We start from the raw sequence: 25,496 nt of genomic DNA, 5'->3' as shown, positions 1-25,496 counted from the left end.
GAAAAGGCTTCATCAAACAAGTTTTTTAGTTACGGTTAAAAACTATAAGAAAATCTGCATTTTCGACTAATTAAAATCATTTTATTTGAATTTAATTGAATTAAATAAAATATATAAATAATTAATAATCAATTATTTATATTGATAATATAAATATTGAGTTTATATAAAAATTTCAAACAAAAAGCTGCCAGACTAAATATTTTAGCAAACTATTTTTAATATGAATAATAACAATCATAAGTATTTATTTATCAGTATTTTAAGTACTATAATATTATGCTTTAATTCACTATACAGTTTTTCGCAGTTTTTCAGCAATGAGCAGAACCCTCCTGGTGTAAAGTGGGAACAAATAAACACATCCAATTTTCAGATCATCTACCCTACTGTGCTGTCTGATGAAGCCCGGAGAATGGCAAATACGCTGGAGCATATTATCAATGGAGTAAGCAAATCTTTGAACAAAACCCCACGAAAAATTTCGATCATTTTGCAGAACCAGTCTGTCATATCCAATGGCTTTGTCCAGCTTGCACCACGCCGTTCAGAGTTCTATACTACCCCACCCCAGAATCTCGACTTTCAGGACTGGCTGAATAGTCTGGCAGTTCATGAGCTCCGGCATGTAGTACAGTTTGACAAATTAACTCCCGGACTAAAGGCTCCTTTTTTTGAGGAATTAGCATTAGCAATTTTCGGTATCTCACTACCTCCATGGTTCTTCGAAGGGGATGCTGTTGGCATTGAAACAGCACTCAGTCATGCAGGTCGCGGAAGGCTTCCTGAATGGGAGTTAATTTTTAGAACAAATACACTAAGTAACAAAACCTACTCCTATTCTAAAAATTACCTGGGTTCTTTTAAAGACCGGACACCCGGTTATTATCAGTTAGGATATTTCATGACTACCAAGCTTCGAAGAGATTTCGGGAAGGGCATTATGGACAGCATCATGAGTCGTATTTCCAGGAACCCGGTTCGCCCTTATAACCTGAGCAATTCAATAAAAAAATTCACAGGAATGAGCAGCAGGACTCTTCACGATTCAACCATCACAGAATTGAAGCAATTATGGCAAAATCAGGCTAATCTGGTCCGGCCATCAGAATATCCAAAATTGAATAAAAGGAAGGACGAATTACCTGCCGACTATTTATTCCCGGTCAGGATTTTTTCTAACAAAACCATCGTCCTAAAGCATAGTCTGAACAATACCCCAAGCCTTATTTTGATCGACGAGTCGGGAAATGAAAAAACTCTAAAAAAGATCGGTTTTCAAACTGAGCCGAATTTTAAATATGCCGCTGGTAAACTAGTTTGGGATGAATTGAGATTTGACGTTCGCTATTTTAAAAGATCATTCAATGTCATCAATACCTACGATATTAAAAGTGGGGTTTACAAGCAAATTACAAATAAAAGCCGACTATTCTCGCCAGCATTATCCGCGGATGGAAAAAAAATAGTAGCGGTTAAGGTCAGAGAAGATAACAGGAACCTCCTGGTAGAGCTGGACTCAGAAACCGGCACGGAACTGAAAGAATATCTCACTAAATCAGGACAAACCTTACAAGCACCGTCCTACAACGATTCAGGAGACAAAATCATTTGTGTAGTCACGAGTAAAGATGGTTCATCACTGATAGAATTCAATGCCGCTGATGGAAGCACCGTAATATTAATGCCATTTGCCTTGCAGCAAATCAGTCGGCCTGTTTATGCAGGCAATAGTGTGCTATTCAGAGCCCATTACAACGGCATTAACAATATTTACTATATCGCCAAAGGTTCTTCTGAAGCCAAAGCGCTCACAAATGTGAGTTTCGGAGCTTCAAACCCCTCCTATCATTCCGAAAGCAATACTGTTATCTTTAATAATTATCAGGTAACGGGATATGATATTGCTTCAGTCACCTATGAGCCAAAAACAAGCAGCAGTTCTTTTAATTCAAAAAATAACTTCATTGACTATGCTGCCCCTTTGGTTGAGCAGGAGGCTAATTCTACAATACTGGATAATATTCCAAATAATAAATACAGCAGTAAACCATTCAAAGAAATTAAAAATCTCTTCTATTTCCATAGTGTTTCACCAATTGCAGAGGAAAATGATCAGAATAATGAACTGAATATTGGCCTGAAGCTCAGATCTAACAACAAGCTAAATACACTGGATCTTTATACGGGCTACCAGTTTAATTCAGGTCTGAAAAGAAGTGAGTATCTGGCAGGCATTACCTACAAGCGATTCTACCCCATTTTTGACCTGAGATATATCAATCGTGCCCGACAGGTTAATGTTCGTCAAAACAATAGTCTTGTCCCTGTTAATTGGCGGGAAAATTTCACCGAAATGGAGGTGAGTGTACCTTTCACATTCAATAAACTAAACAAAACGTACAATATGGGTTTTTTGAGCTCCAGCAGTTATACTTCACGCTATGAAATTCAAAATAAGCCCGGTAATTTCATCGAAAACCTGGAATTTCCAATGAAATATACAGCATATTTCAGCAGAAATACCCAACGAAGCCTTCGTGACCTTGCACCGAGATGGGGACAAAATTTTTCAATATCTTATTTTCATTTGCCTTTTGAAAATCAACTAAATGGAACTTTGCTCGCATTCAGAAGTACACTTTTCGCACCCGGTCTGTTTAGCAATCATTCCTTTCAGACAAGCTTTAACTATCAGGAAAGCAACGGAGCCTATGAATTCAATATTGAGATCCCAAAGATCAGCGGTTATAACAATTTAAGACCAACTGCCAGCCTTAGAAATACACTGCTAATTGATTATCGCTTTCCGCTATTTTATCCTGATGCAGAGATCGGCCCTTTAGCTTACATCAAAAGAATCAAGGGAGGGTTATTCGCAGACTTTGAGAATATTGGTAAAGGGGCGGCATTTCAACCCCGTACTTTCGGATTGGAATTAAGTGCTGATATGAATCTAATGAGATTTTTCCTTCCGGATTTTGATCTGGCAGGAAAACTGATCTTTTCGAATGAGCTTCGAAACAATAAACCAATTTTTGAAATCGGCTTTACTTACAATTATTGAAATGAGTAAATTTATATAAAGCATGGACTTTCAGCATAAGTTTTTCTGCTAAATGATCAATTTGAGATACAAATAATCCATGGATTTAAATATTTGCAATTTTATGGGTTCAAAATCCGATATTCGAACAGCTAAGCCTTAAACTCTATGTCATTTAAAACAATATCTATAATTGTCATTTCTGTACTGGTAACAATAATCCTGATGAACAATACTGACGAAATCCATTTCTGGATTTTCGGAGATGCGAAAATTCCAAAACTAGCAGTTCTCGGATTCATGTTTGGTCTGGGTCTTATCGTTGGATTTATGGCAGGAAGGCCAGGGAAAAAACCAATGGTCAAAAATTACATTGAAAATAATGAAGATGAGTATATTGAACCCAATACCGATAAGAAGGATCATCTAAGCGATGAGGATCGTGAATATATTCGATAATTTATCATCAGTAAATTAATCAGGAATAGAAGATCTAAATTATGATCATCATATCAGACCTGTAGAAGAATTTATTGAGAATGCTCAGAAAAGCAAGCCATAATATTCAACAAATACATAATCCGGGTATTTGCACTAATAATTCAAAATTTCATTTGAAACCCCTGAATCCATCTGCTTAATTCAATGAATTAGGGATTAATTTTCATTTCCCTATTATTTTTTCATAATTTTCCCAATTATTCACAATTTAATCGTGTTTTTATGAAAAAAATCTATACCCTCTTTTTTCTGCCCATTTTATTATTTCTGACTTTAAGCGCAAGCGCCCAGGTTAGAGAAATAAATGGCAAAGTTACCATCGCAGAAGACGGAAGTACACTTCCGGGAGTAAGCGTTAGAGTAAAAGGTACAAGTACCGGGGCTACAACAGACCCAAATGGTAATTACCGCATCCAGGTACCTAACAATGATGCTACTCTGGTATTTACATTCATTGGTTTCTCCATACAGGAGATTCGTGTAGGTACACAAAGTACAATCAATGTTGCGATGAATACTGATAGTAAACAACTGGAAGAAGTTATAGTAACTACAGGATTAGGTATTTCCCGTCAGCAGAAATCATTAGGATATGCTGCTCAGGGTGTAAAAGCTGAAGAACTGAATATTAATCGTCAGCCAAACATTCTAAACGCATTGCAGGGTAAAGTTGCAGGTGCAACCATTTCCAGTGTAGGTGGTGGTCCCGGTCAGGGAGCAAATATCCGCATCAGAGGTATAAACTCAATTGATGCATCTGCTTCAAATGATCCTTTGTATGTAATTGATGGTATACAAATTGACAACTCAACCTCTACTCAAGGATCTGGATCAGGTGCAAACGTACGTTCTGTGGGAAACAGAGCATCGGACATAAATCCGGATGATATTGAAACGATCAATATTCTAAAAGGTGGTGCTGCAACAGCTTTATATGGTCTTAGAGGATCAAATGGTGTTGTTTTAATCACGACAAGAAAAGGTAAAGGCGCAGGAGTAAGAACAAACTTCACAAGCACTTACGGTTTCGAAAACGTTAATAAAACACCAGCCATTCAAAAAGAATATACAGCGGGTATCCTTGGGGTTTATACACCAATAGGCCTGGGACCAGCATGGGGACCAACAATTGCTGAAGCAAAAGTAATTGACCCAACCCATCCTGATTTCATATATGAAAATTACAAAAACGCATTTGATACAGGCAGCCAGTTAAGAAACACTGTTTCTGTTGCCGGTGGTTCAGATGTAGTTAAATTCTTTTCTTCAGTATCTCAGTTCAATCATGATGGTATGTTACCATTCACTGATTATCAAAACTTATCAGCAAGGTTAAATACTGACATCAAGATCAGTCCGAAAATTGTTGCAGGTGTAAATATGAGCTTTAACAATTCCGGAGGTTATCGTTATGATGCCGACCGTTATGGTGAGAGTTTAACGTATTATTCAGGTCGTTGGGATGTTAGAGATTATATCAACGAAAATGGCACTCAAAAATACAGAGGAACCAATAACCCTATTTTTGGTGCTGCTACAAACAGATTAAAGGATAATGTTAACCGTTATATCGCTGGTGCGAATGTGGGTTACGCTCCAACCAGCTGGTTAAATTTCAACTACCGTGTTGGTGTTGATACTTATACCGACAGCCGTAAACGTACTGCTCCGGGAAGATTAGGTCTTCCGGGTGAGGCTGTATATGATAATGCTGATGGTTTTGTTGGAGAATATCTGACAACATACAGAGCAATTAACTCTACATTCCTTGCAACTGCAACCAAACAGATCACAAAAGATATCAGTGGAACACTGCGTTTGGGTTATGAACTTTATGACAGAAGTACTAAAGACAATGGTGTTTTAGGAAGTGTTCTAAGTATCTACAATGATTTCAGACTTGTAAACGCAAAAACTCTTGCTGTATCACAGGGAATGAATGAATATCGTTCAAACGGTTTCTTTGGTGAAGCTACTTTTGACTATAAAAACTACTTATTCTTAACATTAACAGGCCGTAATGATATCACATCTACACTTTCTGCAGATAACAGATCATTCTTCTACCCTTCTGCAAGTTTAAGTTATGTGTTTTCTGACAACATGAAGTTGCCAGCTTTCATCGGACAAAGTAAATTGAGGTTATCTTATGCTCAAATTGGTAAAGATGCTTCTCCTTACTCTACATCGACTGGTTTCTCAAACTACACAGGCTTACCTACAGGATCAACCGGACTTACTATCGCGTCTAACCTGGGTGATCTGAATTTAAGACCTGAGTTTACTGATACCTATGAAGCAGGACTTGAAATGGCATTTCTTAAGAACCGTTTAAGTTTTGACTTCACTTATTATTATTCATTAAGTAAGGATCAGATCACAAGAGCTCAAGTATCTTCAGCAACCGGATTCGTAACTGCTTCAATCAATGCAGGAACAATACGTAATAAGGGAATTGAGCTTGTTTTGGGAGGTACTCCAATCAAAACCAAAGATTTTACATGGGATGCATCTTTAAACTTTTCTGCTAACAGGAATAAGGTCATAAGCCTTAAAGAAGGTTTAAGCGAGATCGTTTATGGATCAGGAACTGGTGGTTATATTAACTCACCTGTAACTTTTAAAATCATTCCCGGACAACCTTATGGTAATATCTATGGTTCTTACTACCTGCGCTATTATGGCAGCAGTGTAGAAGATCCAATGGTCACTGATAAATCAAAACCATTATTGATCGGTGCTAATGGATTCCCAATTTCTTCTCTAACCAAGCAAAAATTATTAGGTAATTCACAACCTGACTGGATCGGTGGATTCTCAAATAACTTTACTTACAAGAAATTGACCTTATCTACACTTATTGATGCTCGTTGGGGTTTTGAAAAGTTCAACAGATTGGAAAACTTTAACTCAGCATTTGGTATTGCAGATTATACTGCAAATAGAAGATCATTCTACACTTTCCCTGGAAACCTTGCTGATGGATCAGCCAATACTAAATCAGTTTGGTTAGATCAGAGAGTAGGCCCTGATGGTGTAAATTATGGTGAAGGATATTACAGACTATACCATAGATCACTTTCTGAACCATTTGTTCAGGATGCATCATGGATACGTTTACGTTCTGCAAGTCTTTCTTATTCATTACCATCAAAATGGTTGCCTGCAAAGACTATTCGTAATGCGAATATATCTATCACAGGTAATAACCTCTTCCTGCGTACTGATTATTATGGATTGGATCCAGAATCATTATCTGCAGATAGCGGAAGTAATGTGGACGGTTCTGCAGGTATGACCTACCCGGCCGCAAGAACATTTTTATTTACACTTAATGTTGGATTTTAAAGATCATGATAATGCATAAAATATATAAATACTCCCTGATCATAGTTGCCGGTACTGCATTAGCCTTACAGGGCTGCGGCAAAGATTATTTTGATGAGCTTAGCACCAATCCTAACCAGGTAACGGTAGCTACACTTCCGGCTCTTCTGGCAACTTCAACAGCCAAAGCCGGATTAAATACGTTTACAGTTGGAAGTAATACTGCTTCCTATGTTCAGTACACTGCAAATCCAACAGCAGCCGCAGCCAGCGATATCTATGAAACCATAGATTATACAGGTATGTGGGATGCCCTTTATTTTGCAATGGCTGATGTCAATGAAATGAAGAAGCTGGCTATCAAACAGAGTTCAAGCGAATATTTGGGTGTTTCAAATGTTCTTCTGGCTTATAACCTGATGATGGTTAATAACCTTTGGGGAGCTGCTCCATATTCTGAAGCCTTCAACCCAAGCAATTTCACGCCTAAATACGATACCGATCAGGCTGTGCATACTGCAACTATGACTCTTATCGATGAAGCCATCACTGAACTTGCAAAAACCACAGCAACCATTAAATTAACTGCTGCAAGTGATCTGATTCATGCTGGTGACCGTGCAAAATGGTTAAAAACTGCCTATGCATTAAAAGCTCGTCTTCTTATTAAAACGAGTAAGACTACCACCTATAATGCTGCTTCTGTCTTAACCGCTTTAGGAAATTCGTATACTTCCAATTCAGATGATGCAGGAATGGCAACATTTGTATTGCGGAATAACTGGGCAACTGTTTCCAGAAATAATGCTGCCTTAAGTCTTGGCGGATGGTTATCAGAACAATTTGTTGATCACCTGAACGGAAAAACCTATGGTCTTTTTGATCCAAGGATCAAGAAAATCACAGATGTAACTGTAGTTCCTGGAAACCCTACCTACCCGGCTTATATAGGTACAGTAAATGGCGCTGGTAACAGAATCAATGGAACCTTCAACAATACAACCAAGGATGAGAACTATATTTCTTTCAACTCACCATGGACAAGCGATACCTCGCCCCTGTTAATTGTAACTTATGCCGAGCTTAAATTCATAGAAGCTGAAGCTGCATTCACATCTGATCGCCAAAGAGCTTATACAGCATATTTAGCTGGTATCCGAGCGAATATGGATAAATTATTGGTTCCAACAGCTGAGCGTGATGCTTATCTGGCTGATCCAAGAGTAGCTGTTGGCTTTACTAACCTAACTATGGATCTCATTTTCAAGGAAAAGTATGTAGCTACCTACTTAAACCCTGAAGCATTCAATGATGCACGCAGATATGATTTCAAGTATAAAGACTTCACTTTGCCGCAAAATGCAGTGCTTACATCTTTCCTCAGAAGACTCGATTATCCTTTAGGAGAACGAAGTAAAAACGGTACAAATGTTCCTGCAGGGGTTGCAAGAACTACCAAATTATGGTGGGATCTATAATAGCCTCCTGATATTAATTAGAGCCCTGACTTCGGTCAGGGCTTTTTTATGAATAAAGAATTTGTTAATGTTGAGGATCAACATAAAAAACAATAACCTATGATCAAAAAAATAATACTTCCCTTATTCCTGTTTCTTCTCTTCTTAAACTCCAGCAAAGTTCTGGCACAATCATTTTCACTGGAAAGTGTTTTAAGTTATCCCTTTCCTACAGAATTAACCAGCAGCTCCGCGGGTTCCAGAATTGCATGGGCAATGAATGAAAAAGGTTTAAGAAATGTTTATGTGGCTGAAGGACCTGACTTCAGTCCAAGAAGATTAACAGCTTACGATAAAGATGACGGACAAGAGATCAGCAGCCTGACGCTCTCAGACGATGGCAAATGGATCGTTTTTGTAAGAGGTGGAGATCATAGCTCCCGCGAAGGGAACACGCCTGTAAACCCTTCCTTTGACCCTATGGGTGCAAGGGTACAAGTGATCAGCATTCCTTTTGAGGGAGGACAGCCAATAGTATTGGCAGAAGCCGACAATCCTGTTATTTCACCTAATAGTGAAAAGGTACTTTTTACTAAAGGCGGACAGATCTGGTCAATAACTATAAATGGATCATCACCTGCAAAACCTCTGTTTAATTCACGCGGATCAAATGGCTCTGCTGTATGGTCGCCAGATGGTAGCAGGCTGGCTTTTGTTTCATCAAGGGGTGATCATTCATTCATTGGCATTTATACCGATGAAAAAACACCAATCAATTGGTTATTGCCTTCATTTTCAAGAGATGCTTCACCAAGATGGTCTCCAGACGGACAAAAGATCGCGTTTATTAGAACTCCGGGTTCTGGCGGTGAAACAGATTCCATATTTGCAAGAAAGCATCAGCCATGGGCAATCTGGACGGTGGATGTCTCAAATGGACAAGGCAGATCGATATGGAAGGCTCCTGAAACATTGGAAGGCTCATTCCCATCTACAGAAGGCGGAACTAATTTAAACTGGGCAGCTTCTGACCGGATCACATTTGTTTCCTACCAGGATGGATGGCCTCATCTTTACTCTATAAAATCAACAGGCGGGTCGGAATTATTACTTACTCCGGGGAATTTCATGGTTGAGCATATAAAACTTAGCGGAAATGGAAAATGGCTTGTATTTTCAGCAAATACAGGTAAGGAAAAAGCAGATATTGATCGCAGGCATATTGCAAGAGTTTCAGTAGACAAAGCTGACATGGAAATTCTTACTAAAGGAACCGGAATTGAAGCCTATCCAGTGATCACTGGTGACATGTCAAACATCGCATTTTTAAGTTCCAACGCACAAAGACCTCTGTTACCTGCTGTTATGGGTGTCAATAGTACGAAACCTAAACTTCTTTCGGAAGATTTGATCCCGGCAGGATTTCCTCATAATCAACTGGTTACACCCAGTCATATAAGCTTTAAAGCTGCTGATGGTCAAACAGTTTATGGCCAGTTGTTTGAGCCTAAACAATCTTCATCAGTTAAACGTCCGGCGATAGTTTATGTACATGGTGGGCCACAGCGTCAAATGCTGGTGGGATGGCATTTCATGGATTATTACTCCATTGATTATGCGCTGAACCAATACCTGACAAGTTTAGGATTTACAGTTCTTTCTGTAAATTACAGGCTGGGCATTGGTTATGGCTATAATTTCCAAAAAGCTGTAAATGCAGGAGCTTTAGGTGCTTCAGAATATCAGGATGTTAAAGCAGCCGGTGAATGGCTTGCCGCTCAGCCAGGAATTGACAGCAAACGAATTGGAATCTATGGTGGTTCATATGGCGGCTATCTGGTTGCACTCGGCCTGGCTAAAGATTCGCCTCTGTTTGCAGCTGGTGTCGATATCCATGGAGTAAATAATCGTTTCAGCAGTCCGCTTTCTACCGGAAGAGAACCCGCTCCTGACGCTGCGCTGGCAGAACAAGCGGTGAAAAGATCATCTCCTGTAAGCTACCTTGATACCTGGACCTCCCCCACTTTGATCATACATGCTGATGATGACCGAAATGTATCATTCAGCCAGAGTGTTGATCTTGCCAGACGTTTTGAAAACAAAAAATTCGCTTTTGAATACCTGGCAATTCCTGATGATACTCATCACTGGATGAAATTTACCAATGCAGTAAAAGTAAGTGAGGTTACTGCCGATTTTCTGAAAAGAAAGCTGATGATTAAGTAAGGATCAGGATTTTAGAATTTAAAGATTTAGGATCAATATTCCTGAATTTTTGAAAGCATTGAGTTGACAATTGGATAAAATGATTGAGTTTAAATCAGATATCCAATTGTCATTTTTTATTTATACTCCATAAAAAATCTTATTATTCTGCTCTAAATCAGGCAATTTCAGCTCTTCCTTAAATATCCCGAATACCGAAGAACCGCTTCCGCTCATGGAGGAAAATAAAGCTCCGGCATTGTACAATTTTGATTTAATCTCTCCAATTATGGGATATTGCGAAAAAACAGAAGGTTCAAAATCATTTTTTATGACAGACCTCCATTCCTCAACGGGCAATCTTATCAGATCAGATAGTGGACTTGAAACTGCTGCGGGACTTACTCCCCTGTAAGCTTCAGATGTAGAAACCTGAACTGCAGGCATCACCAAAACGATAAAATATTTGCCAAGATCAAGATCAATCGTTTGTAGTTGATCCCCCTTTCCTACCGCCAAAGCTGGCTTATTTTTTATGAAAAATGCACAATCTGAGCCTAATTGTGAAGCATATGCCTCCATTTGAATAACATCCATCCCTAATCCGAACTTCTCATTCATCAATCTGATAAAAAACGATGCATCCGCAGATCCACCACCAAGTCCGGCTCCAATGGGGATATGTTTATGAAGATGAATGTGTACAGGAGGCAATTTATGATCAAGAGCCAACAAATTATAAGCCTTTATGCATAAATTATCAGTGGCATTTCCCGGTATTGCCAAACCTGATGAAGTAAATTCAAGTTGATCAGCTTCAACTACTTCCAATGCATCCCTGATAACCAGAGGATAAAAGATCGTCTCAAGATTATGGTAACCATCAGTTCGCCGGCTTAAAATGTTTAATCCAATGTTTATTTTTGCATTTGGAAACAGGATCATATTGTGAACATCGCTATTATTTATGAACAATTGTAGGATGACAAAAATACATTTATTTTATTTGCAGATAAGTTGTAAGTTATAAGTGGTAAGTTATAAGTTGTAAGTAATAGGTTTTAAGTTTATGGTTATTCGATTGAAACTTTATTCTACTACACATTCAGACAACTGATAACAGATAACTGACAACTAACCATCTAACAACAAACTAACCACCTAACAAACTGATAACCCGATCATGAAACAATATCACGAGTTGATGCAGCAGGTACTGCACAATGGCACTCAAAAACATGATCGTACCGGTACAGGTACTATCAGCGTTTTCGGTTATCAGATGCGATTTAATTTGCAGGAAGGATTTCCATTGGTGACCACCAAGAAAGTGCACCTGAGGTCTATCATTCATGAGCTGATATGGTTTTTGAAAGGAGAAACCAATATCAGTTATTTAAAAGAGAACGGCGTAAGCATTTGGGATGAATGGGCTGATGAAAATGGAGAACTCGGACCAGTTTACGGCTCCCAATGGCGATCATGGCCCAAGCCAGACGGAGGACATATCGATCAGATCAGTCAGGTAATCGATCAGATCAAAACAAATCCGGATTCAAGGCGACTGATCGTATCGGCATGGAATGTTGCTGAGATTGAAAACATGGCACTCCCACCCTGCCATAGTTTTTTCCAGTTTTATGTTGCCGACGGAAAACTGAGCTGTCAGCTTTATCAGAGAAGTGCTGACATATTTCTAGGTGTACCATTTAACATCGCATCCTATGCCCTGCTTACCATGATGGTTGCTCAGGTATGTGGCCTACAAGCTGGTGATTTTGTACATACCCTTGGTGATGCTCATTTATACAATAACCACCTGGATCAAACCAGACTCCAGTTGAGCCGTGATTGCCGTCCGTTACCTGTCATGAAGCTGAATCCTGACATCAAAAATATTTTCGATTTTAAATTTGAAGATTTCGAGCTCGAAAATTATGACCCTCATCCTCACATTAAAGGAGCAGTAGCTATATAAAATATATGGAAATAAATCTGATAGTTGCCGTAGATGAAAAGAATGGGATTGGAAAAGACAATAAACTTCCATGGCATTTACCGGCAGACCTTCTTCATTTTAAAAAACTGACCACTGGATTTCCTATAATTATGGGAAGAAAGACCTTTGATTCTATTGGAAGGGTGCTCCCTAACAGACGGAACATTGTGATCAGCCGTCAATCAAACCTGGAAATACCTGGTGCAGAAGTGACTGACTCTCTTCAAGGCGCGCTGGATTTGTGCAAGGATGAAAAAGATGTATTTATAATTGGCGGTGCACAAATATTTGGGCAGGCTCTGCCGCTTGCTGACAGTATTTATCTGACAGTTATTAAGCATGATTTTGATGCAGACACGTTTTTTCCTCCCATAGATAAGCAAAACTGGAAAGAATCCACAGTTTGTATCGAAAAGCCTGATGAAAAGAATATTTATTCTTATAGTTTTATAAAATACATCAAGGCCTGATTTTACTTAATATTTCTCTGCTAAAGAATTATTCCAAAAAACAAAAATTTAATTAGCTTTGGCGTCTTAACCAAAATAGGCTTAAATCAACATTAATAGACAATTAAAATAAAATGCAAGGTAAAGGATTAATAAAATTCGCAGCAATAGCGCTTACAATCGCGTGTTTGTATTCCCTCTCGTTCACATGGATAGCGAATAAAGTTGAAAAAGATGCTCAGGAATTTGCAAAAGGAGATGCCCTTAAAGAGAAGAGTTATCTCGATTCGGTTGCATCTTTACCTGTTTTTGGTAGCCTGGATTATATAACCTATCAATACGCCAAGGAACGTGAAATTCCACTGGGACTTGATTTAAAGGGTGGTATGAACGTAACCATGGAGATTTCATTAAGTGAAATGGTACGTAACCTTGCTAATAACAGCACTGACGCAAATTTTAATGCGGCTATTAAAAATGCTGAATTAGCATTAGCGCAGGGTGATAATGATTTTATTTCTGCTTTTGGTAGAGAATTCGAAAAAGTTAGTCCGAATACCAGACTTGCCACCATATTTGCAACCAAAGAAAATTCAGCAAACCTAAAGGTTGATGCTGATAACAAGACAGTTTTAGATTTTCTGAGAAAATCTGCTGATGGTGCAATTGATCTTTCCTTCAATATTCTTCGTACACGTATCGATAAATTTGGAGTAACCTCACCTAATATTCAAAAACAGCAAGGTACCAATCGTATCCTGATCGAATTGCCGGGTGTTACAGATCCTGACCGTGTTCGTAAATTATTACAGGGATCTGCAAAACTTGAATTCTGGGAAACTTATGATAATACTGAGATCTTCGGATTGCTTCAAAATGTAAATAGCATTTTGGCAACTACAGTAAAATCTGTTGATACAACAAATGCAGCTGCTCAGGATACTTCAAAAAGTAAACTTGCTGCATTAGGTAAAAAAGATAGCAGCAGCACTGATAGCGCTGCAATTAAAAGCAAACTACAAGCTGAACAGGCTAAACAAAATCCATTATTTGCACTTTTAAATCCTGCAACTTTCCAGGGACAAGACGGTCAGTCTAATTTACGTCCGGGTCCGGTTGTAGGTTATGCTGCCCTAAAAGATACAGCGAAAGTTAATGCATACCTTTCATCTCCTGCAGTCAGAGCAGTAATTCCACAGAATATTAAGTTATACTGGGGTGTTAAAGCAATTTCTGAAGAAAGTAAAGTATTTGAGTTATACGCTTTAAAAACCAGCAGTATTGCCGGTGGACCAGCTCTTGAAGGAGATGTAATCTCTGATGCCCGTTCTGATTATGATCAGAAAGGAAATCCGGAAGTAGTTATGGTCATGAATACCGATGGTGCTCGTGCATGGCGTACAATTACCGCAGCTGCATCAGCAGATCCTAACAATAAAAGAAGTGTTGCTATCGTACTAGACAATCTGGTATATTCTGCACCTACAGTACAGGGAGAAATTCCAAATGGTATTTCATCCATTAGCGGAAGCTTTAAAGTAGAAGATACTCAAGATCTTGCAAACGTTCTTAAAGCAGGAAGATTACCAGCTCCAGCTAAAATTGTAAGTGACTATGTAGTTGGTCCTTCGCTTGGAGCAGCTTCTATCTCTGCAGGTTTACTTTCTACCATCGCAGGTATCATTTTCATTCTGATCTTCATGGGAATGTATTACAGTACTGCAGGTCTGGTTGCAAACATTGCTTTACTGGTCAATTTATTCTTCCTGATGGGTGTACTTGCTTCCTTAGGAGCTGTATTAACTCTACCGGGTATAGCAGGTATCGTTCTTTCCTTAGGTATGTCGGTAGATGCCAACGTACTGATCTATGAACGTATCCGTGAAGAAATTGCCGAAGGGAAATCTGTTCGATTAGCAATAACCGAAGGATTCCGTAAAGCCATGCCATCGATCTTAGATTCGAATATCACTACCTTCTTAACAGGTGTTATTCTCTATATCTTTGGTCAGGGCCCAATTGTTGGATTCGCGACTACTCTGATGATCGGTATCATAACCTCACTGTTTGCTGCCATATTCATTTCACGTTTAGTATTCGAATGGTTATTAGACAGAAAAAAACCAATCAGCTTCTCTATCAAAGCAACTGAGAATTTATTTAAGGATTCTAAATTTGACTTCATTACAGGTCGTAAACGATTCTATTTTCTATCTGCGGCAATCATTGTTGCTGGTATAATATCAGCATTCACGCAAGGGTTTAGCCTGGGTGTAGATTTCCAGGGAGGAAGAGCTTATTTTGTAGCTTTTGACAAACCAGTTGAAGTTGAGAATGTACGTTCAATTCTGATCGATGAGTTCGGAACCGCTGTTGAAGTTAAAACATTCGGTACCTCTAACCAGGTTAAAATTACAACTGCATACCTGATCAATGATAATTCAGATCAGGCTAATGCTCAGGTAAATGAAAAACTTGCTTCAGGATTGAAAAAGATAAATCCGGTTTACGAGATCAAAGATTCACAAAAAGTTACTCCGACAATCGCTGATGACATTAAAAAGTCAGCTATATGGGCAGTCATTTTCTCAATACTTGTCATCTTCCTGTACATTTTGGTACGATTCAGAAGAATGGCCTTTGGTTTTGCGGCAATCCTTGCACTAGTGCATGATGTGCTTGTATTGCTTGCCATATTCACCATATTCAACGGATGGCTTCCATTCTCTCTGGATATAGATCAGGCCTTTGTAGCAGCTATATTAACTGTTATGGGTTACTCGATCAATGATACGGTTGTTGTATTTGACCGTGTTCGTGAATACATCGGACAACATCATTCTAAGAACGAAGATTTACCTTCAGTTATAAACAATGCCCTGAACAGTACTTTAAGCAGGACCGTTATTACCGGTATCTGTACAATTGCAGTTCTCCTTATCATCTTCATCTTTGGTGGTGAGATCTTAAGAGGATTCTCTTTTGCGATGCTGATAGGTGTTATTTTCGGTACCTATTCATCCCTTTTCGTTGCAACACCATTTGTTGTAGAATTCATTAAGGAAAAAGGAAAAGCTTAATTCTAAAAATAAAATCACAATGTATTTTAAAAGCATCCGCAAAAGCGGATGCTTTTTTTTTTGTTAAATATTAAATTTATATAGATATTTGTCACACTAACAATAAGTATGGCAACAGAATTATTCAGTACCTATTCTTATCTGCTCGATCGTACGGCAAGAAAGGTAAAGCAATACGCACAGCGTCGCTTTAATGCAGAAAATTACGATATCACGGTTGATCAATGGTTAATTTTAAAGAACCTGAGCAGCGACAATGACTTAAATCAAAGTCAGCTGGCAGAAATAACCGGTAAAGATCATCCCACACTAACCCGCATAATAGATCTGCTATGCAGAAAGGGACTCACAGAAAGAAAGGTTCATCCTACTGACAGAAGGTCTTTTCATGTTCACCTGACCGATCTTGGAAATAAACGAGTATCTGCATGGAGTCCTAAAATGTCGGAGATCCGGATGAAAGCATGGGAGAACCTTACGGAGGATGATTACATGAATTTGAAAAGAATTCTGGACACCATATATAAAAATCTTGACGAGGAGAACGAATAATCCTTGTTTTATTAAGAAAGACAAATTTAATATCAATAAAATAAAATGATTTCAACAGACATATGTATAATCGGTGCCGGCCCTGTCGGACTTTTTGCAGTATTTGAAGCAGGTTTACTAAAGATGAGATGCCACCTGATCGACACCTTGCCTCAGGTTGGCGGACAACTATCCGAGATCTATCCACAAAAGCCCATATATGATATACCGGGATATCCGGAAATAAAAGCCCAGGAACTGGTAGAAAGGTTAATGGAACAAATAGCACCTTTTGATCCGGGATTTACACTTGGGGAAAGAGTTGAAACATTAGTTAAACAAGATGATGGATCTTTTTTAGTAGGAACAAATGATGGCACCATGATACATTGCCAGGTGGTAGTTATTGCCGGTGGACTGGGATGTTTTGAACCACGTAAACCAGATATTGAGGGACTGATCGATTTTGAAGGCAAGGGAGTGGAATACATGGTGAAGAATCCTGAAACATTCAGAAACAAACAGGTGATTCTGGCCGGCGGAGGTGATTCAGCGCTTGATTGGACCATATTCCTTTCTGATGTAGCTAAGCGAGTTACCCTGATTCACCGGGGCGATACCTTCCGGGGAGCACCGGACTCAGCTGAAAAAGTACATGAACTGGCAAATAATGGCAAAATAGACCTGATCCTTCAATCTAACCTTCTGAGTATATCAGGCACTGAACAACTTAGAGAAGTATTCTTTATAGGAAGAGATCAAGTAAAAAGGTCGGTTGAAACGGATTTTCTTATCCCTTTATTCGGGCTTAGTCCTAAATTAGGCCCGATCGCAGATTGGGGATTAAATATTGAAAAATCAGCCATTCAGGTAAATACATTTGATTATTCTACCAATGTAGATCGTATTTATGCTATTGGAGACATCAACACCTACCCTGGCAAACTTAAACTGATCTTATGTGGATTTCATGAAGCCGCCATAATGGTACAAAGTGCATTCAAATATGTTTACCCTGATCAGAAACTAAGTTTTAAATACACAACCGTTTATGGAGTAAATGCATTTTAAAATGATCAATATTACCATTGAAGATAGAAACGGGGAACAACAGCCCGTTGAAATACCTGAAGAAATAAGTCTTAGTCTGATGGAAGTCCTGAAGGCTTCAGGCTATAATATATTAGCTACCTGCGGCGGTATGGCCCTTTGCGCTACCTGCCATGTACAGGTATTAAAAGGACTGGATAATTTGCCAGCAGCCGGAAATGATGAAATGGATATGCTGGACACCCTGCCTGATGCAGGTTTCGATAGCAGATTGGCTTGCCAGATCCGCATGAGCGAAAACCTGAATGGCATGGTTTTTAAGATCAGAGGTGACGAACAATAGCAATTTTGCTTTTATGATTTTTATAGATCAATTACCATGGACCAGTCTGTTAATAATTCCAGTGCATTCCCAAAAATTGTCATTATAGGCGGAGGTTTCGGAGGAATTGAGCTTACTAAACGCTTAAAAAACAAAGAAACAGAGGTATTAATGCTTGACAGGCATAATTATCATACTTTCCAGCCGCTGCTCTATCAGGTTGCAACCGGCGGACTTGAAGCTGATTCTATTGCATTCCCGCTTCGTAAAATATTTAAAGATCAAAAGAATTTTACGTTCAGAGTTACAGAGGTTGAACGTATTGATCCAAATCTAAAAAAGGTTTATTCCACTATTGGTGAGATCGATTATGATTATCTGGTCATAGCTACTGGTTCAGACACCAACTTCTTCGGACAGAAAGAGATCGAGCGCTATTCAATGCCAATGAAAACTATTCCTGAAGCATTAAATCTGAGGAGTATGATCCTTCAGAATCTGGAAGAAGCTTTAATCGAGAATGACCCATTAATTAAGAGCTCTTTGTTAAATTTTGTAGTTGTTGGCGGGGGACCTACTGGTGTTGAACTCTCAGGGGCCTTAGCCGAGCTGAAAAAACATGTTCTTCCAAAAGATTATCCTGAACTCAGCATTAATGATGTAAAGGTTTATTTGGTAGAGGGTTCTGCAGAGGTTCTGGGTGCGATGTCTGAACAGGCTTCTACTAAGGCAAAAGCTTTTTTAGAAAAACTTGGAGTACAGGTCTTAACAAATATAAGAGTAGTAAGCTATGATGGTAAACTCATTAAACTATCTGACGGACAAGCTATTGATACTAAAAATGTATTATGGTCGGCAGGAGTTAAAGGCTCTATTCCGGAAGGCCTTAGTCCTGATGCGATTACCCGAGCTAACCGGATTCTGGTAAATGAATTTAATCAGGTAAAAGGCTATGAGAATATTTTTGCTATTGGAGATGTTGCTGCATTCATTACTGACGAAAAACCAAATGGATTGCCAGGAGTAGCACCGGTAGCTATCCAACAAGGTAAAATGCTTGCAAAAAACCTGATCAGCTTTATCAATAATGAAAAACCAGAACCTTTTCAATATTTCGATAAGGGCTCCATGGCTACCGTTGGCAGAAACCTGGCTGTAGTTGATATCGGAAAGATCCGTTTTCAGGGAGTATTTGCCTGGTTTGTTTGGATGTTTGTTCACTTAATGTCTTTAGTTGGATTTCGAAATAAAGTAGTGACATTTGTGAACTGGGTATGGAGCTATTTTAGCTATGACCGGGGAACGAGGCTGATCATTAGGAGGTTTTCACGGATCGAGCCCGTGATGACAAAGGGTCGAGACCATGATGATAGCGGATCAAGTCCGCTATGACGAATGGATCAAGTCCGCTATGACAGCGGATCAAGTCCGCTATGACAAATGGGGCAATCCCGCTATGACAGGGGGGCAATTAATTATTAATTAGATTGGATAGACATTGATGACAAAATTGATTGAATGCCCCCGGGATGCGATGCAGGGAATGCACGAATTTATACCAACAGAAATTAAAGCAGAATATATCAATTTGTTACTGAAGGTTGGGTTCGATACCATTGATTTTGGAAGTTTTGTTTCAGAAAAATCAATCCCACAACTAAAAGATACAGCGGAAGTTCTTGAAATGCTTGAGATAAGTCCCGAAAGCACAAAATTACTTGCTATAGTTGCCAATAAAAGAGGCATTGAAGAAGCTGTTAAACATCCCCAGATCTCCTATCTGGGCTTCCCATTTTCTGTATCAGAAACTTTTCAGCAGCGAAATACAAATTCAGGTATAGAACAATCACTAAATACGGTAGAAGAACTACTTAACTTATGCAGCAAATCAAATAAAGAAGCCGTAATTTATCTATCGATGGGATTTGGTAACCCTTATGGTGATGCATGGAGTAACGAGATCGTTGAACACTGGGCTGGCGAATTAGCAAAACGTGGGGCTAAAATATTATCCCTGTCAGACACTACAGGTGTTTCAAGTCCGGAGAAGATCAACTACCTCTTTCCTCACCTGGTTTCCTGCTTTCCTGAGATCGAATTTGGTGTTCATCTTCATAGTAACCCTGCCAGCTGGTTCGAAAAAATAGAAGCTTCATGGAACAGTGGCTGCAGACGCTATGACAGCGCCCTCAGGGGGTTCGGTGGGTGCCCTATGGCAACTGATGATCTTACAGGAAATATTGCGACAGAAAGCCTTATTTCATTTCTGGAATCAAAAGGAGAAGATCCCGCACTGGATATGGAAAAATGGAATGAAGCGATGAACTATTCAGGAAGGATTTTCAGGTAAAAATATCTGTTGTCTGTTGTCTGTTGTCTGTTGTCTGGCTGCCGTACCCAAACTGTTAACTGTTAACTGTTAACTGATAACTGTTAACTGACAACTCATCCAGGACCATCTTAAAATGCTGAATCCCGGCTTCTTCAAATTGTTCTCCAGCCTTTTCAAATCCAAATTTAGCATATAATGGCATTGCAGCTAATTGAGCGTGCAGGTAAACATAAGTGGCATCCTTAGGAAGATCTTTTAGTACAGCGCCTACAAGAGCCTTCCCCAGCCCTACTCCCCTATACTCTTTTAATACCGCAAAGCGCTCCAGTTTATATCCCTTATCTGTTTTCCGCCATCGCGATGCAGCTGCAGGTTCGCCATTCACAGTCCCCAGAAAATGAACAGATTCATCTTCATATTCCCATTCGAGTTCAGGAGGACAGTTCTGCTCATCCACAAATACCTTCCTTCTGATGGCAAATACATGTTCCAGTTCTTCTGCATCACTCACCCTTCTGACTTCGATCGATTGTTGCATATTATATAAAGATTATAATTGTCAGTTTAAATAGTTCTGTTTTTAAAAAACTATCAGAAAAGGGCCCTTTTGAGGCCCTTGAACTAATATAAAAGCTTAAAGCTTATCGTTAACATTAATACAATTGAGGTCGTCAAATGCCTGAGCCAACCGCTTTACAAATGTATCTTCTCCTTTACGCAACCATACGCGCGGATCATAGTATTTTTTATTTGGTGAATCTTCTCCCTCCGGGTTTCCGATCTGGCTTTGCAGATAGGCTTCCTTTGATTTATAATAATCTTTGATACCCTCCCAGAATGCCCATTGCATATCAGTATCGATATTCATTTTGATCGCCCCGTAAGAGATCGCTTCTCTGATTTCTTCCTTGGTGGAACCTGAACCGCCATGAAACACAAAATTTACTGGCTTCTCTTCAGCGATCTTAAATTCTGAACGAACGTAGTCCTGAGAATTTTTCAGAATAACCGGCTGTAGTTTCACATTTCCTGGCTTATAAACCCCGTGAACATTACCAAAAGCAGCAGCAACAGTAAATTTCTCACTAATTGTACTCAATTCTTTGTAAGCATAAGCAACTTCAGATGGCTGAGTATACAATTTTGAGCTATCCACATCGCTGTTATCAACACCGTCTTCTTCTCCACCGGTTACACCCAGTTCAATTTCAAGAGTCATCCCCAGACCCTTCATACGACTAAGATACTTTTTACTGATCTCTATATTTTCTTCGATAGACTCTTCAGAAAGATCGAGCATATGCGATGAATAAAGTGGTTTTCCATTCACGGCAAAGAATTTTTCACCATGATCAAGCAAACCATCGATCCATGGTAAAAGTTTTTTAGCAGCATGGTCTGTATGTAATATTACAGCAACACCATAATGCTCAGCAAGAAGATGAACATGCTGTGCTGCTGATACACCTCCTAGAATGCAGGCGTTCAGATTATCATTATTTAAAGATTTTCCAGCGTAGAACTGAGCTCCGCCATTTGAAAGCTGGATGATCACAGGTGAATTCACAGACTTTGCCGTTTCCATCACCGCATTTATTGAATTTGTTCCAATTACATTAACTGCTGGCAGTGCGAACTGATGTTTTTTGGCAATTTCGAATAATTCCTGAACTGCATCACCATGCAATACACCCTTAAATCCTTTTAAATTCATCTTTTTTAGTTTAATTATCGGATACTAAATTATGAAAAATAGGCTCAAATTCAAGGGAACAGGCTGATAAATCTGTACAATTCAGTTTACAATAATTCAATGTTCAGGCAAGAGCATTGCTTTCTTAAAATTTTTGTTTCTTTGTACGTTATACAAATATCCAAAATGGCCTGGTTTAAGAGAGAAAAAAAGGGGATAATTACTTCTACCGAGGAGAAAAAAGAGACACCTGATGGGATGTGGAATAAATGCCCCTCCTGTAAAAAGCCCTTGCACTATGCAGAGCAAGTGGAGAATAAATATGTTTGCCAATATTGTGCATATCATTTACGAATTGGCTCTAAAGAATATTTTGAAATCCTATTCGATGATAATCAGTTCACAGAACTATTTGAAAATATCCGCTCCGGAGACCCTCTGAATTTTACTGATTCAAAAAAATATACAGAACGACTGGAAGAAAGCTATTTGAAAACCGGACTAAATGATGCAATTCGTTCAGGAACAGGAAAATTAGCCGGACAGGATATTGTTATTGCCTGTATGGACTTCAACTTTATCGGTGGTTCAATGGGATCAGTTGTAGGTGAAAAAATTGCCCGCTCCATTGATTATAGTATCAAAAATAAGATCCCATTCATGATGATCTCTAAATCGGGAGGCGCCAGAATGATGGAGGCTGCATTTTCATTAATGCAGATGGCTAAGACATCCGCAAAATTAGCTCTTTTAAGCAAAGCAAAGATACCATATATCTCATTGCTCACCGATCCTACAACTGGAGGGGTAACGGCCTCTTATGCTATGCTGGGCGATATTAATATATCTGAGCCAGGGGCATTGATCGGATTTGCAGGCCCGAGGGTAATTAAAGAAACCATTAAAAAAGATCTTCCGAAAGGTTTCCAGACCTCAGAATTCGTTTTAGAACATGGGTTTCTGGATTTCATCGTTGACAGACGACAAATGAAAGCTAAACTGGGATCTTTCCTGAAGATGATCTCCTAGATATTAAGGATTACGAGTTATGAGCGCTTTGCCCATAACTCGAAAATAAATCATTGGCTTTAATTCTAGGCAGTCAATTCTTCATACGCTGCCGTCAAACTCCTTTGTATCCCCTGACCCTGAAATTCATCAGCACCAGGAATACTCACTGCTTTTATTATATCATCTTTAGACTTACCTGCCTTAATCTCATTCCTGACAAAAACAAGCAGTTTTTCAAGATAGTTCTGCATTGCTTTCAGATCTTCTTTATTTCCTGTAACCTTTTCCGGATCAAGTGAATGTCCAAAAATGAACAATGTATCCTTATCATATTTAGCAATCGCTTTTTCAAGCACTTCGGTCCAGCTCTGAATATTAGCACCAGCACTCTTATCAATAAAAGGATAACGTCTGTTAAACATCAAATCACCCATATGGGCGATATTGGCATCCTGAAAATGGACAATGATATCCCCATTGGTATGGCCTGCGCCAAAATATTGTGCCTGAATACGTTCAGATCCAACTTTAGCCTTCCATTGATCCTGAAATACAGTATCTGCAAACAACTGTTTATCCTCTGATTTCTGTGCAGCCGCTGTTTTCTGATGGTTGGCAAGACAATTAACATGACCTACCACTTTTTCAGCCAAACCTTTAAATGCAATATTACCACCGGTATGATCTCCATGATGATGAGTATTGATCAAATATTGAAGAGGTTTTTCTGATCCCTTTTTCAATTCAGCAATAAGATGCATTGCAGGATCCTGAAATTGAGTATCTACCACTACCATTCCAGCACTGTTAGATAACCAGGCAATAGTTCCACCCTGTTCTGTAAATATTCCAACATTATTCCTCAGAAGGCTGAATTTATATTTTGGCTGTAATAAAATATCTGCAAAGGTCTTGTTATAGGATAAGGCTATCATTCCTAAAGACAGACCTGTATATTGTATGAATTTTCTGCGCTGCATTAAAATAAAGATTTATAGAAATAAATATAGTTAAAAAAAATCCCGCCTAAGCGGGATTTTTAATTACAAAGTACCGGGTTCATGGTTAAACCCAATTGAATGATAATTGACCCGGTTGTGGGAATGGTGACTGAAGCTATATCCAGGACCCAAACCGGTATAATGATGTTTGGTGACGGGTCTTTCTTTTAAGACATCTTTCGAAACATCCTTATTTAAACTTTTTGAAACATGTTTTTTAGTCATGACATCCTCCTTACCTTAGTGTTTCGGTAGTACTAATTTACGAAATACTGCTGAAATTTACAAACTAATTTAGCATTCAAATCATGTCTCTAATTATGCCTTCGAGGGCAATGAACAAAGCTCTTTCACCTTTCCAACCACATAATCAATTTCTTCACGGGTATTAAATTTGCTGAATGAAAATCTAACAGCAGGACGATCAGGGTTGGCATGTATTCCATTTAAAACATGTGACCCTATATTTGTTCCGGAACTGCAAGCACTACCTCCGGAAGCTGATATACCGGCTATATCAAGACTGAAAAGCAACATTTCTGCCATTTCCATCTCTGGAAAAGACACATTCAATACTGTGTAAAGACTTTTTTCAGGAGCTGTTTCACCATTAAATTCTATTCCAGGAACATTTTTGACCAACTCTTCCATCATGTATGTTTTCAGTCCCTGAATATATTCATGATGCTTTTCCATTTCCTCATAAGCGATCTCGAGAGATTTGGCCAGACCAATGATGCCGTACACATTTTCCGTTCCACCCCTCATGTTTCTTTCCTGTGATCCGCCAAAGATCATGGGATTGATCTTAATAGCATGATTAATATAGAGGAAGCCTACACCTTTTGGTCCATGGAGCTTATGCGCCGCACAAACCAGAAAATGCACCTTTAATTTACTTAGATCATGGGGATAATGTCCCATGGTCTGAACTGTATCGCAATGATATATGGCATTATATTGTTCACATAATTCTCCTATTGCTTCAATATCAGTCAGAGTTCCCAATTCATTATTTGCGTGCATCAATGAAACAAAGCTGCGATCATTGGTGCTCAATAATTCTTCAAGATGTTTGTAATCTATAGAACCCTTTAAATCAATATTGACATAGCTGAGACGAATCACACCGCTTTTCTCCAGAGCCTGAAGCGTATGAAGAACCGCATGATGTTCAATGGAAGAAGTGATAGCATGTTTTATTCCGTGATCAATGATCCCACAACGAATAGCCATATTATCAGCTTCTGTGCCTCCGGAAGTAAAGAAAAATTCAGATGGTGACGCATGCAGTAACCCAGCAACCGTTTTACGGGCCTTTTCAATGAGTGTACGAACCTCACGGCCGTGTGCATGAATTGAAGATGGGTTTCCATACTGGGTTTCCATCACTTCGTACATTGCCTTTAAAACCTCTTTATCAAGAGGTGTTGTTGCAGCATTATCCAGATATACACGCATTTCTAAAAATTATAATAAACGAATAAAGAGC

Annotated in this window: 19 protein-coding genes; 14 read left to right on the top strand and 5 right to left on the bottom strand. The window is 38.9% G+C overall.

The features are described from left to right. The first annotated feature begins 223 nt into the window (after window positions 1-223). The 5 genes from BLR27_RS05935 to BLR27_RS05915 all read left to right on the top strand — a co-directional run bounded on the left by BLR27_RS05935 (window position 224) and on the right by BLR27_RS05915 (window position 10,557). A complete protein-coding gene (locus BLR27_RS05935) occupies window positions 224-3,067 on the top strand; it encodes a TolB family protein (RefSeq protein WP_090701862.1) in 2,844 nt (947 codons plus the stop codon). Window positions 3,068-3,214: 147 nt separating this feature from the next. Continuing rightward, window positions 3,215-3,505 (top strand): hypothetical protein, encoded by a 291-nt coding sequence (locus tag BLR27_RS05930; protein ID WP_090701858.1) that lies wholly within the window; start codon window positions 3,215-3,217, stop codon window positions 3,503-3,505. 264 nt (window positions 3,506-3,769) lie between these two features. Continuing rightward, entirely contained in the window at window positions 3,770-6,895 is a 3,126-nt protein-coding gene (locus tag BLR27_RS05925; protein ID WP_090701854.1) for a SusC/RagA family TonB-linked outer membrane protein, read from the top strand. Window positions 6,896-6,906: 11 nt separating this feature from the next. Beyond that, window positions 6,907-8,352: a SusD/RagB family nutrient-binding outer membrane lipoprotein gene (locus BLR27_RS05920; protein WP_090702290.1), complete on the top strand. Its 1,446-nt coding sequence runs from the start codon at window positions 6,907-6,909 to the stop codon at window positions 8,350-8,352. A 99-nt stretch (window positions 8,353-8,451) separates the two neighbouring features. Next, on the top strand, window positions 8,452-10,557 hold the full coding sequence (locus BLR27_RS05915; protein WP_090701850.1) for a S9 family peptidase: 2,106 nt from the start codon (window positions 8,452-8,454) through the stop codon (window positions 10,555-10,557). Window positions 10,558-10,677: 120 nt separating this feature from the next. Here the strand turns inward: BLR27_RS05915 and ispE are convergent, their stop codons facing one another. Beyond that, window positions 10,678-11,481: a 4-(cytidine 5'-diphospho)-2-C-methyl-D-erythritol kinase gene (gene ispE / locus BLR27_RS05910; RefSeq protein ID WP_090701847.1), complete on the bottom strand. Its 804-nt coding sequence runs from the start codon at window positions 11,479-11,481 to the stop codon at window positions 10,678-10,680. A 238-nt stretch (window positions 11,482-11,719) separates the two neighbouring features. Here ispE and BLR27_RS05905 point away from each other — a divergent pair, with 238 nt between their 5' ends. The 8 genes from BLR27_RS05905 to BLR27_RS05870 all read left to right on the top strand — a co-directional run bounded on the left by BLR27_RS05905 (window position 11,720) and on the right by BLR27_RS05870 (window position 20,317). Continuing rightward, on the top strand, window positions 11,720-12,514 hold the full coding sequence (locus tag BLR27_RS05905) for a thymidylate synthase (RefSeq protein WP_090701843.1): 795 nt from the start codon (window positions 11,720-11,722) through the stop codon (window positions 12,512-12,514). A gap of 5 nt (window positions 12,515-12,519) precedes the next feature. Then, on the top strand, window positions 12,520-13,005 hold the full coding sequence (locus BLR27_RS05900; protein ID WP_090701838.1) for a dihydrofolate reductase: 486 nt from the start codon (window positions 12,520-12,522) through the stop codon (window positions 13,003-13,005). Between the two features lie 113 nt (window positions 13,006-13,118). Further along, window positions 13,119-16,064, top strand: a complete 2,946-nt coding sequence (gene secDF / locus BLR27_RS05895) for a protein translocase subunit SecDF (protein ID WP_090701834.1) — start codon at window positions 13,119-13,121, stop codon at window positions 16,062-16,064. Window positions 16,065-16,172: 108 nt separating this feature from the next. Next, complete coding sequence (locus BLR27_RS05890; protein ID WP_090701831.1) at window positions 16,173-16,616, top strand: MarR family winged helix-turn-helix transcriptional regulator; 444 nt, start codon at window positions 16,173-16,175, stop codon at window positions 16,614-16,616. 45 nt (window positions 16,617-16,661) lie between these two features. After that, a complete protein-coding gene (locus BLR27_RS05885) occupies window positions 16,662-17,666 on the top strand; it encodes an NAD(P)/FAD-dependent oxidoreductase (protein WP_090701827.1) in 1,005 nt (334 codons plus the stop codon). A gap of 1 nt (window position 17,667) precedes the next feature. Beyond that, window positions 17,668-17,988 carry a 2Fe-2S iron-sulfur cluster-binding protein gene (locus BLR27_RS05880; RefSeq protein ID WP_090702287.1) on the top strand — a complete coding sequence of 107 codons (321 nt, stop codon included), beginning with the start codon at window positions 17,668-17,670 and terminating at the stop codon, window positions 17,986-17,988. 36 nt (window positions 17,989-18,024) lie between these two features. Continuing rightward, the gene (locus tag BLR27_RS05875; protein WP_090701823.1) at window positions 18,025-19,359 is read left to right on the top strand and encodes an NAD(P)/FAD-dependent oxidoreductase; all 1,335 of its coding nucleotides are present in this window, start codon (window positions 18,025-18,027) and stop codon (window positions 19,357-19,359) included. Between the two features lie 109 nt (window positions 19,360-19,468). After that, complete coding sequence (locus tag BLR27_RS05870; RefSeq protein ID WP_090701820.1) at window positions 19,469-20,317, top strand: hydroxymethylglutaryl-CoA lyase; 849 nt, start codon at window positions 19,469-19,471, stop codon at window positions 20,315-20,317. A 55-nt stretch (window positions 20,318-20,372) separates the two neighbouring features. On the opposite strand, the gene BLR27_RS05865 is transcribed toward BLR27_RS05870, so the two are convergent. Beyond that, on the bottom strand, window positions 20,373-20,837 hold the full coding sequence (locus BLR27_RS05865) for a GNAT family N-acetyltransferase (protein ID WP_090701813.1): 465 nt from the start codon (window positions 20,835-20,837) through the stop codon (window positions 20,373-20,375). A gap of 96 nt (window positions 20,838-20,933) precedes the next feature. Continuing rightward, window positions 20,934-22,013, bottom strand: coding sequence for a class II fructose-bisphosphate aldolase (gene fbaA / locus BLR27_RS05860; protein ID WP_090701809.1), 1,080 nt, complete (start codon window positions 22,011-22,013; stop codon window positions 20,934-20,936). A gap of 165 nt (window positions 22,014-22,178) precedes the next feature. Here fbaA and accD point away from each other — a divergent pair, with 165 nt between their 5' ends. Then, entirely contained in the window at window positions 22,179-23,021 is an 843-nt protein-coding gene (gene accD / locus BLR27_RS05855; protein WP_090701806.1) for an acetyl-CoA carboxylase, carboxyltransferase subunit beta, read from the top strand. Window positions 23,022-23,086: 65 nt separating this feature from the next. Here the strand turns inward: accD and BLR27_RS05850 are convergent, their stop codons facing one another. After that, entirely contained in the window at window positions 23,087-23,983 is an 897-nt protein-coding gene (locus BLR27_RS05850) for an MBL fold metallo-hydrolase (RefSeq protein ID WP_090701802.1), read from the bottom strand. Window positions 23,984-24,322: 339 nt separating this feature from the next. Next, window positions 24,323-25,465 (bottom strand): cysteine desulfurase family protein, encoded by a 1,143-nt coding sequence (locus tag BLR27_RS05845; protein WP_090701798.1) that lies wholly within the window; start codon window positions 25,463-25,465, stop codon window positions 24,323-24,325. Window positions 25,466-25,496: the final 31 nt, after the last annotated feature.

The sequence above is a fragment of the Daejeonella rubra genome, assembly GCF_900103545.1.
Lineage (GTDB): Bacteria > Bacteroidota > Bacteroidia > Sphingobacteriales > Sphingobacteriaceae > Daejeonella > Daejeonella rubra.
This window is presented reverse-complemented; position numbering and strand designations above follow the sequence as displayed.

What these genes read in the sequence shown, in the direction of transcription:
- BLR27_RS05920 (WP_090702290.1), top strand. Translation starts at nt 6,907, where the DNA reads ATGCATAAAATATATAAATACTCCCTGATCATAGTTGCCGGTACTGCA.
- BLR27_RS05925 (WP_090701854.1), top strand. Translation starts at nt 3,770, where the DNA reads ATGAAAAAAATCTATACCCTCTTTTTTCTGCCCATTTTATTATTTCTG.
- BLR27_RS05880 (WP_090702287.1), top strand. Translation starts at nt 17,668, where the DNA reads ATGATCAATATTACCATTGAAGATAGAAACGGGGAACAACAGCCCGTT.
- BLR27_RS05850 (WP_090701802.1), bottom strand. Translation starts at nt 23,983, where the DNA reads ATGCAGCGCAGAAAATTCATACAATATACAGGTCTGTCTTTAGGAATG.
- fbaA (WP_090701809.1), bottom strand. Translation starts at nt 22,013, where the DNA reads ATGAATTTAAAAGGATTTAAGGGTGTATTGCATGGTGATGCAGTTCAG.
- BLR27_RS05870 (WP_090701820.1), top strand. Translation starts at nt 19,469, where the DNA reads ATGACAAAATTGATTGAATGCCCCCGGGATGCGATGCAGGGAATGCAC.
- BLR27_RS05885 (WP_090701827.1), top strand. Translation starts at nt 16,662, where the DNA reads ATGATTTCAACAGACATATGTATAATCGGTGCCGGCCCTGTCGGACTT.
- BLR27_RS05890 (WP_090701831.1), top strand. Translation starts at nt 16,173, where the DNA reads ATGGCAACAGAATTATTCAGTACCTATTCTTATCTGCTCGATCGTACG.
- secDF (WP_090701834.1), top strand. Translation starts at nt 13,119, where the DNA reads ATGCAAGGTAAAGGATTAATAAAATTCGCAGCAATAGCGCTTACAATC.
- BLR27_RS05905 (WP_090701843.1), top strand. Translation starts at nt 11,720, where the DNA reads ATGAAACAATATCACGAGTTGATGCAGCAGGTACTGCACAATGGCACT.
- BLR27_RS05930 (WP_090701858.1), top strand. Translation starts at nt 3,215, where the DNA reads ATGTCATTTAAAACAATATCTATAATTGTCATTTCTGTACTGGTAACA.
- BLR27_RS05915 (WP_090701850.1), top strand. Translation starts at nt 8,452, where the DNA reads ATGATCAAAAAAATAATACTTCCCTTATTCCTGTTTCTTCTCTTCTTA.
- BLR27_RS05875 (WP_090701823.1), top strand. Translation starts at nt 18,025, where the DNA reads ATGGACCAGTCTGTTAATAATTCCAGTGCATTCCCAAAAATTGTCATT.
- BLR27_RS05845 (WP_090701798.1), bottom strand. Translation starts at nt 25,465, where the DNA reads ATGCGTGTATATCTGGATAATGCTGCAACAACACCTCTTGATAAAGAG.
- BLR27_RS05900 (WP_090701838.1), top strand. Translation starts at nt 12,520, where the DNA reads ATGGAAATAAATCTGATAGTTGCCGTAGATGAAAAGAATGGGATTGGA.
- BLR27_RS05865 (WP_090701813.1), bottom strand. Translation starts at nt 20,837, where the DNA reads ATGCAACAATCGATCGAAGTCAGAAGGGTGAGTGATGCAGAAGAACTG.
- BLR27_RS05935 (WP_090701862.1), top strand. Translation starts at nt 224, where the DNA reads ATGAATAATAACAATCATAAGTATTTATTTATCAGTATTTTAAGTACT.
- ispE (WP_090701847.1), bottom strand. Translation starts at nt 11,481, where the DNA reads ATGATCCTGTTTCCAAATGCAAAAATAAACATTGGATTAAACATTTTA.
- accD (WP_090701806.1), top strand. Translation starts at nt 22,179, where the DNA reads ATGGCCTGGTTTAAGAGAGAAAAAAAGGGGATAATTACTTCTACCGAG.